This window comes from Streptomyces sp. WELS2 (assembly GCF_013870595.1).
Lineage (GTDB): Bacteria > Actinomycetota > Actinomycetes > Streptomycetales > Streptomycetaceae > Streptomyces.
In genome coordinates, this window is record NZ_JACBWZ010000745.1 from 1 (window position 1) to 3,061 (window position 3,061).

Genomic DNA, 3,061 nt, shown 5'->3' on the forward strand with positions numbered 1-3,061 from the left:
ACCCGGACCACAGGCCGACCGCCCGGCCGCGGTCGTCGGGGTGGAAGGAGGCCTGGATGAGCGCGAGCGAGCCGGGCGTGAGCAGGGCGCCGCCGACGCCTTGGAGGGCCCGCGCGGCGATCAGCACGCCGGGCGTCGGGGCCAGGCCGCACAGCAGGGAGGCGAGCGCGAACCACACCACGCCGAGGACGAAGACGCGGCGGCGGCCGTACCGGTCCCCGAGCGAACCGCCGAGCAGGATCAGGCCGGCCAGCGTGACCAGGTAGGCGTTGACGGTCCACTGGAGGGCGGCCAGGCCCGTGTCCAGGTCCCGGCCGATGCGCGGCAGGGCGACGTTGACGACGGTGGAGTCCAGCAACGCCATGGCGGAGCCGAGGACGGTGGTGAACAGCAGCCACCTGCCCTGGGGCGAGGCGAGCCGGACGTCGGGCATGCCCCCAGATATACAGCGGGCCCGGCGGCAGGGACAGCCGCCGGGCCCGCCAGGGGGTACCGCTTACTTGATCTTGTTGCCCGCGGAGCGCAGGTGCTGCGTGGCCTGCACGACACGCGCGGCCATGCTCGCCTCGGCCAGCTTGCCCCAGGTGCGCGGGTCGTAGGCCTTCTTGTTGCCGACCTCGCCGTCGACCTTCAGGACGCCGTCGTAGTTCTGGAACATGTGGGCGGCGACCGGACGGGTGAAGGCGTACTGGGTGTCCGTGTCGATGTTCATCTTCACCACGCCGTTCTCCAGCGCGGTCAGGATCTCCTGCTCGGTGGAGCCGGAGCCGCCGTGGAAGACGAAGTCGAACGGGGACTCCTTGCCGAACCGGGCGGCGACGCCCTCGTTCAGCTCCTTCAGCAGCTCGGGACGCAGCACGACGTTGCCCGGCTTGTACACGCCGTGCACGTTGCCGAAGGACGCGGCCAGCAGGTAGCGGCCCTTCTCGCCCAGGCCCAGGGCCTCGGCGGTGCGGATGGCGTCGTCGACGGTGGTGTACAGCTCGTCGTTGATCTCGTGGGAGACGCCGTCCTCCTCGCCGCCGGTCGGGGTGATCTCCACCTCGAGGATGATCTTGGCGGCGCGGGCCTGCTCCAGCAGCTCCTGCGCGATCCCCAGGTTGTCGGCGAGGGTCTCGGCGGAGCCGTCCCACATGTGCGACTGGAACAGCGGGGTGAGACCGGCGTCGACGCGCTTCTTGGACAGCGCGATCAGCGGACGCACGTACCCGTCGAGCTTGTCCTTCGGGCAGTGGTCGGTGTGCAGGGCGATGTTGACCGGGTACTTCTCGGCGATGATGTGCGCGAACTCGGCGAGCGCGACCGCACCGGTCACCATGTCCTTGCTGTACTGGCCGCCGAGGAACTCCGCGCCGCCGGTGGAGATCTGGACGATGCCGTCGCTCTCGGCCTCCGCGAAACCGCGCAGCGCCGCGTTCAGGGTCTGCGAGGAGGTCACGTTGATGGCCGGGTAGGCGAACTTGCCTGCCTTCGCCCGGTCGAGCATCTCGTTGTAGACCTCGGGGGTTGCGATGGGCATCTGTCCGCTCCTTGTGTTGCGGGTAGGGGTTCTGCGTTACGGCCCTGACCTAGACCTGGGGGGCGACATCATCGTCGGCCCCATCTTTCCAGACATGACCTCATGGTCCACGCGCCGGTCAAGACCGGAACGTCCGGATCGTCAGTCCAGCCCCAGTTCGTCCTTCGAGAAGGCGAAGCGGTAGGGAACACCAGCGCCCGCTTCGATCTTCTCTGCGGCTCCCGTCGCCCGGTCCACGATCGTGGCGACGGCGACGACCTCCGCGCCGGCCTCCCGCACGGCCTCGACGGCGGTCAGCGGGGAACCGCCGGTGGTGGAGGTGTCCTCGACCACCAGGACCCGGCGGCCCGCGATGTCCGGGCCCTCGACGCGCCGCTGGAGGCCGTGCGCCTTGGCCGCCTTGCGGACCACGAACGCGTCCAGGCGGCGCCCGCGCGCGGCGGCGGCGTGCAGCATGGCGGCGGCCACCGGGTCGGCGCCCATGGTGAGCCCGCCGACCGCGTCGAACTCGAGGTCCGCGGTCAGGTCCAGCAGCACCTGGCCGACCAGCGGGGCGGCCTCGCCGTCGAGGGTGATACGGCGCAGGTCGACGTAGTAGTCGGCCTCCAGACCGGAGGAGAGGGTCACCTTGCCGTGCACCACGGCCTTGTCCTTGATCTGCTGCAGCAGCGCGCCGCGCACGTCGTCCGTCATGCCGACCAGCTTAGAGCCGACGCCAGCTCCAGGTCGTACTCGCCTCCAGCGGCTCCAGCGGGGTGACCAGGCGCGGAAGGGTGTTCAGGCCGTTGGGCGGGCCGGTCTGCGGTTCCACGCAGACGGCATCGTCCTGCTCGTCGTAGACCACCACCCACTCCTCGCGGCTCGCCACCTTCAGCTCCAGCCGGTCCGGCCAGGTGAGGGTGACGTCCACCCCGCCGGGCATGCCGAAGCAGTCGTCCCAGGGGCCGGGCCGGGGGTCGGTGCGGTTGCCGGTGGGCAGGTGGTCGGCGCCGCGCTCCTCCTGCCAGGCCGGCGCGAAGTCCAGCCGCACGTCCGCGCCGTCGAGGTTCCGGTTGAACCACGGGTGCCAGCCGAGCTGCGCCGGGAAGGAGTCGTCGTACGCCTCCACGGACATGGTGAGGGTCAGGCCGTCCTCGGTGAGCGCGACGACCTGGGTGACGCGCCCGGGGTGCGGCCAGGGGTCGGTCAGCTCGTACGTGATCACCGCCTCGTCCGCCGAGACGCGCGCGGTGCGCCAGGCGCCGTCGCGCGCGGTGCCGTGGATGGCGTGCGGCGGGGAGTTGAGCGGCATCCGGCGGACGGTGCCGCCGTCCAGGAAGCGGCCGTCGCGGATCCGGCCGCACCAGGGGACCATCGGGAAGCAGCCGTAGCGCGGGCCCTGCCGCAGCAGCTCCAGGGAGCCGATCCTGAGCCCGCTGATCCGGCCGCCGTTCGCGGGGCTGACGCGCACTTCCGCTTCGCCTGCGGTCAGCGTGATGTCTTCGTTGCTCACGGGAGGACACTACTGGGGCGCGCGGCGGGTGCGCGGCCGCCGGTCAGCGT

Annotated in this window: 4 protein-coding genes; all 4 read right to left on the bottom strand. The window is 71.4% G+C overall.

The window, feature by feature from the left end:
* The coding region (locus H5J33_RS29140) for an MFS transporter (protein ID WP_181797802.1) at nucleotides 1-433 on the bottom strand (433 nt) is incomplete at its 3' end.
* A gap of 63 nt (nucleotides 434-496) precedes the next feature.
* A complete protein-coding gene (fbaA, locus tag H5J33_RS29145) occupies nucleotides 497-1,519 on the bottom strand; it encodes a class II fructose-bisphosphate aldolase (RefSeq protein WP_181797803.1) in 1,023 nt (340 codons plus the stop codon).
* A gap of 141 nt (nucleotides 1,520-1,660) precedes the next feature.
* A complete protein-coding gene (gene pyrE, locus H5J33_RS29150) occupies nucleotides 1,661-2,212 on the bottom strand; it encodes an orotate phosphoribosyltransferase (RefSeq protein WP_030620592.1) in 552 nt (183 codons plus the stop codon).
* A gap of 10 nt (nucleotides 2,213-2,222) precedes the next feature.
* Nucleotides 2,223-3,011, bottom strand: a complete 789-nt coding sequence (locus H5J33_RS29155) for an aldose 1-epimerase (RefSeq protein ID WP_181797804.1) — start codon at nucleotides 3,009-3,011, stop codon at nucleotides 2,223-2,225.
* Nucleotides 3,012-3,061: the final 50 nt, after the last annotated feature.

Bases quoted from the DNA above. Each gene is read 5' to 3' on its own strand.
- fbaA (WP_181797803.1), bottom strand. From the start codon at position 1,519: ATGCCCATCGCAACCCCCGAGGTCTACAACGAGATGCTCGACCGGGCG.
- pyrE (WP_030620592.1), bottom strand. From the start codon at position 2,212: ATGACGGACGACGTGCGCGGCGCGCTGCTGCAGCAGATCAAGGACAAG.